Source organism: Kitasatospora sp. NPDC058406, assembly GCF_042722765.1.
GTDB lineage: Bacteria > Actinomycetota > Actinomycetes > Streptomycetales > Streptomycetaceae > Kitasatospora.
On record NZ_JBHXKE010000015.1, the window covers coordinates 1 to 1987 of the forward strand.

General features: G+C 78.1%; 1 protein-coding gene. It reads right to left on the minus strand.

All coding sequences use genetic code 11. The features are described 5' to 3' along the window. Positions 1 to 42: 42 nt before the first annotated feature. Entirely contained in the window at positions 43 to 1605 is a 1563-nt protein-coding gene (locus tag ACFWOG_RS05235; RefSeq protein ID WP_380354998.1) for a hypothetical protein, read from the minus strand. Between the last annotated feature and the right edge of the window lie 382 nt (positions 1606 to 1987).

Genomic DNA, 1987 nt, shown 5'->3' on the forward strand with positions numbered 1-1987 from the left:
CGGGACGACGGGAGCGCCGGACGGGGCCGGTGCGGTGTGGCGTCAGGCGGCCGAGGGCGGGGTCGGGCCGCCGGCCGGAGTGCCCTCGGGGTCGCGGCGACGGGTTCCGACCAGACCGATGGCGCCGCCGAGGAACAGCAGCGCCCCCGAAGTGGTGAGCAGGGTGTCGGTGACGCCGCTCGCGCCGGTGGCGGCGAGCGAGCCGCCCGGGGCGGGGGCCGGAGCGGGTGCGGCCACGGCCACCGGGCCCGGGGTGTCGGCGCCGGCACCGGGCACCGGGGCGGCGACGGTGGTGGCCGGCGGGACCGCCGGGGGGACGGCCGAGCCGGGTACCGGGGCCGCGGACGTCGGGCTCGCGGACGTCGGACTCGCGCTCGGCGTGCCGGACGGGGACCCGCCGGACGTGGGCGTCGAGGTCGCCGTGGGCGTCGGCGTCGGCGTCGGCGTCACGGTGGCGGTCGGGGTCGGGCAGACCGACCGTCCGGCGGCCGGTGAATTCGACGCCGAACCGGACGCCGAACCGGACGGGACGGCCAGCGGCGGGATCGACGGCAGGGGGATGCGGCAGGGGCCGCCCACGTCCCCGGGTACCGAGTCCGTGTGGTACCCGGCGACCACGCGCGTGAAGTCGTACGCCGACTGCTTCACCCCGCTGCAGGTCGGACCGGCGGGGGCGTCGGCCGGGCAGGGCCGGTCACGGTTGACCGCCCAGAGACCGAGGCGGGCCAGGTGGTGGGTGGCGGCGAACTCCCGGACGGTGCGGAGGCCGGCCACCGTGAGCTGCTCCCCCTGCTGGTCGGTGCGGCCGTTCATCGCGACCAGGCCGACGTGTCGCCAGGCCTGGTCGTCCGCCCACCCGTACGCGGTGGCCACGGCGCGCTGGAGGCCGGTGACGGACTGCCGGACCACGGCGGGCAGGTCACTCTCCCGACCGGCGAAGTCGAACGGCAGCGCGGTCCAGCCGTCCACCACCAGACCGGACTTGGCGGCGAGCGCGATCAGGTCGGTGCCGTCCGCGTCGGGGCCCTTCTGCTCGGTCTGGAAGGTGACGTAGACGAGCAGGCCGGGGTTCTTCGCCTTGAGCGTCCGCAGCGCCTCGACGATCCGCCGCCGCACCGCCGGGTCGGTCAGCTCGGTGGACTCCACGTCGATGTCGACCGCCTTGAGCGCGTAGGCGTCGACCACCTTCTGGTAGGCGGCGGCGAGTTCGGCGGCGGTGCCGCAGCGTTCGCCCAGCTTCGCGCCGTCCCAGCCGCCGAACGCGGCGAGCACCTCGCCGCCGGCGGCGCGGATGCGCTTGATCGCGGCCTCGTCGGAGCCGCCGGTGAGCGGTCGGGAGCCGTCCCAGCGCGGCTCGCAGCCGGAACCTCCGGCGAGCACGTAGGAGAGGGCGAACTGGCGCAGACCGGTGGCCTTCATGACCGCGACCGGGTCCGGCGCGTCGCCCCAACCGAGGTAGGCGTGGGCGGCGTTGAGGCCGACCGGGTCGGTGGCGGTGGCCGCGGCGGGCGCGTCGCGCGGCGCGAGGATCAGCGCGCTGCCGGCGGCGAGGGCCGTCGCGGCTAACGTGATCCGCCGGCGGCGGCTGAGCCGGTGTCTGGCCATCGGGACTCTCCTGGGCTCGGACGGGCACGGACGGCCGGAGCTCTCCATCGCCGGGAACGGCCCGGTCGGCGGGCCCGAGGACCGGCGGCCCGGTGTCCGCCCTCCCACAAGGGGGAACACCGGGCCGCCGCAGGGGCCCGACACCCGCCGGGGCGCGGGAGCCGGGAGTTCGGCCGCTCAGCAGTGACTACGGACGGTCCGTCACACCCGGTTCACCCGCCGGCGGACCGGTCGGGACGGGCGGGAGCAGACCTGACGGTCCCCCGGGCGGGGGCGCGCGCCCCGCCCCGGGCGGTCGGCCCCGCCCGGGGGGGGGGGGCCCGGGCGGGCCCGCGCGGGTCCCCCACGTCCGCAGGCGGGTGCGCGAGGAGCTGGCCAGGGC